The organism is uncultured Marinobacter sp., from assembly GCF_963974375.1.
Classification (GTDB): domain Bacteria; phylum Pseudomonadota; class Gammaproteobacteria; order Pseudomonadales; family Oleiphilaceae; genus Marinobacter.
The window spans coordinates 1-3317 of sequence record NZ_CAXBDN010000358.1 but is presented as its reverse complement, the minus strand read 5'-3'; the positions used below and the strand labels follow the sequence as shown (position 1 = coordinate 3317).

Below are 3317 nucleotides of genomic sequence, written 5' to 3'. Positions count from 1 at the left end.
TCGAAGACAACCTCGGACAGATGAACATGGGTACCTCAAAAAACGGAGGAGCCAGGATTCTGATTTTACTGCCATTTCCGGACTAGATCACTGCCAAAAGGCCAGCCATCTTGAAAATCCGGCCTTCAAAGACTCAGTTTTAGCAGTAATCAGCTGCGTCATTAATCATTCTTCGAGTTTAATTCAGAATCAACGGGGTCATTCTGGCTGTCTGTTGGCGGAAGATCGATCGAGAATAGCTGGTACCGTTCGTTCTCCCCCAACTTCTGAGCGTCAGTGGCCCGCGGACCAAGAACCTCATCGACCGCATGGTTTGGAATTACTGCAAAGACCCTGGCGTACCCGTCAGCTTCCAGCAGACTGTTGAATTCTGTGGAGATGATTTCCACAGCGTCGCCTAACGAATAAAAACGTGCCGAAAATGGCATCTCACCAATGTAGAAGATCGGACTGTCCCCCGCTTGATGGATGCTCTCATACCGGCTTATCAATTGTTTCTCGGTTTTTAGTGGAATGACTCCGCTCACACTGATGAACACAACAAGGGTAATGAGAACGGGCACAAGCAATACAGCCCCCGACCTGACTCTGGACCAGGCACCTAGATCGAGCTTCGACACCCATCCGGCAATCAGAATGGCCGAGAACGGAAGAGAAGGAAGTATGTACGTCCAAAGCGTGTTGCCTGCCAGGGTGAAGAACAGCATTGGCGTTATCGCACAAAACAACAGATACAGCGTTGAGGCGTCTTGAACAGCACCAGTGAATATATCCTTTGTTTTGCCTCGCGCCGCCGCAAGGCCAAAGCCAACCAAGCCAATGATACCCCAGGGGAATGAAGCCCAAAGCCAGAATATCCAGATCATGCCCTTGGGCCGGTCATGGGCACTACCGTACAAATCGCCGGCCCACCCGGGGTCCAGAAACCGGCTAAAGTGTTCGCCAATGATGAAATAGTTGAGGAACCCTGGCGTTTTCAATTCAGCGAGCACGTACCATGGCACGGCAATCGCCAGTGTCAGAAGTGAGCCAAGAAGCCAGGGTAATTTTTTCAACGGCTGTAACCGCTGCCTGAAAATAGCAGCCCATAGCACCAGGGGGATAACGGTCAGTACAACAGCCAACGGTCCCTTTGACAACAAACCGATGGCCAGGCCCATGAAAAACCACCAGCGCCAATAGTCAGAGCGCCCTGAAAGCACAAACCACACGCTCACCAAGGAGAGGGTCGTTCCAAATACCAGGAACGTATCCGTCATGACTGCGCCGGCACTGATATAGGTGAGTACCATCGTGGAAAGCACAAGAGTAGACCATCGAGCGACCGCAGCACCGCGCGCATGATTTGCAAGGCACCACGTCAGCCATACGATTCCAATCGTGGCGAACCATGCCGGTAGCCGCAGAGAAAATTCAGACAGTCCAAATATTTTTATAGAGGCAGCCTGAGCCCAGAACGACAGTGGAGGTTTCCCCCAGAACGGAACGCCGGGTTCAAACCAGGGCGTTATCCAGTCCCCGGTTTCAGCCATTAAACGAGCGATTTCAGCGTATCGGGGCTCCGTTGTATCCACGAAGGGAAACAGCGTCATTCCGATAAAGCGACTGAACAATACGGCAGCCAGTACCCAGAACCAGGGCTCAAATCGCTTTAGCATTCTTGACGCCTCTGAAGTTGCTGATTTGGTCTCGGCTTGATACCTCTTTGTTCTCGACCACTTCTTCGGTCAGATACAGTGGTCGCTGTTTCGATTCGATGTAGGTTTTGCCCACATACTCACCAACGATACCAACGCTCACCAGTTGTATGCCGCCCAGAAAACTGATGAGGGCGATTAACGATGGGTAGCCGTCAGTCGGATCGCCGAGCATTATTGCCTTCGCTACAATCCAGACACCGAACAATCCACCAACGGAGGCGGCCAGCAAGCCGACAAGCGTTGCCCATCTGAGAGGTGACACTGAGAAGGAAGTCAGGCCTTCAAGGGCCAGGCCGACCAGGCCCGGGTAGTCCCACTTACTCTCGCCAGCCACTCTCAATGCCCGGTCGTATTCGATGATCGTCGTTGGCATACCAACCCAGGCAAAGAGTCCCTTCATGTAGCGGTTGCGCTCTCCTAACCGGAGAAGGGCATCAACTGCCCGCCTGCTCATCAATCGGAAATCACCCGTGTCGACCGGGATTTCAGTGCGACTGGTCTTATTCAGCAAGCGATAGAAAAGGTGCGCACTCCAGCGCTTGAGAAAACTCTCGCCTACACGTGATCGACGTTGCATCAGAACGACATCAAAGCCGGACTTCCAACTCCTGACCATCTCGGGAATGTATTCAGGTGGATCCTGAAGGTCCGCATCCAGAACGATCACCGCATCCCCCTTGGCATGCTCCAGCCCTGCTGTTACCGCTGCCTCTTTGCCAAAGTTGCGGCTTAGCTTGACGAGACGGATGCTCGATTTCCTTTTAATGAAAGTCCTAACAAATTCGGCACTGCCATCCTCGCTACCATCGTCCACAACCACGATCTCCGAGCGAATATCGAGGCTCGCAAGGATCGGCAATACATGCTCAAAGAATAGGGGAAGCATCGAACGCTCATTGAACACCGGAACCACCAGGGAAAGCAGCTCTGATTCATTCGGCGCACGGGAAGTCTCAAGAGGTTTGTTCATGAAACACCAGCCTTTGGTAGACAACATAGTTAAATACAGCGACAGCCGCAGTGGTTAGAAGCTGAGCAGGCACAACAGAGATTTCAAACAGTTGATGCAGGACTAAAAAGATCAGAACGTTCAGGAGAGCTGCGAGTGAACAGGAAAAGGCATATCGCCAGATGGCCTGGATGTGTGGGCGTGCGTTTGGAAAGGCCAAAGTTCGCTGCAACCAGTAGTTGGTAACCGCTCCTACAACGCTTCCAGAAAAGGTGGCTGCTACGGGGGCCATGCCAAGCAGAACCAGGCCGGACATGGCCGCCCAATGGAAAAGGGTTGCCATTCCTCCGGCGGCAATAAATCCACTTATTCTTTTAAAGGGAACCTTCTTCATCCTGGCCGACACACCCGTGGCTAACCATCGTGCCCGATGTTTCAACAACAATTCCGGAAATGGTGAACATTGACTCTTCAGAAACATCGGGCACCAGAATCACAGTCACAGCCTTCTTTCTAGGAGCAAAGTTCAACAGCAAGACCCTCGTCTCCGTTAAAACGGGCGGAATTACACTTCCATGCATGTAACCGCAACTATGCATTTCCGCCTCACATCTACCGCTGAATATCACCCACCTTGGCTCTCGAAAAGCGACCGAACAGAACCGGCA

General features: G+C 52.2%; 4 protein-coding genes. All 4 read right to left on the bottom strand.

Annotated elements, in window-relative coordinates; genetic code table 11:
* Positions 1-161 precede the first annotated feature (161 nt).
* Positions 162-1658: a glycosyltransferase family 39 protein gene (locus AAC035_RS19960; protein ID WP_123891319.1), complete on the bottom strand. Its 1497-nt coding sequence runs from the start codon at positions 1656-1658 to the stop codon at positions 162-164.
* Entirely contained in the window at positions 1642-2670 is a 1029-nt protein-coding gene (locus tag AAC035_RS19955; RefSeq protein ID WP_008169859.1) for a glycosyltransferase family 2 protein, read from the bottom strand. Before AAC035_RS19955 ends, AAC035_RS19960 begins: the two co-directional genes overlap by 17 nt.
* Positions 2654-3043, bottom strand: a complete 390-nt coding sequence (locus tag AAC035_RS19950) for a GtrA family protein (RefSeq protein ID WP_039881780.1) — start codon at positions 3041-3043, stop codon at positions 2654-2656. Before AAC035_RS19950 ends, AAC035_RS19955 begins: the two co-directional genes overlap by 17 nt.
* Positions 3024-3317, bottom strand: a 294-nt coding sequence (locus AAC035_RS19945) for a hypothetical protein (protein ID WP_339806871.1), incomplete at its 5' end; no start/stop codon positions are given. The genes AAC035_RS19950 and AAC035_RS19945, both read right to left, overlap by 20 nt.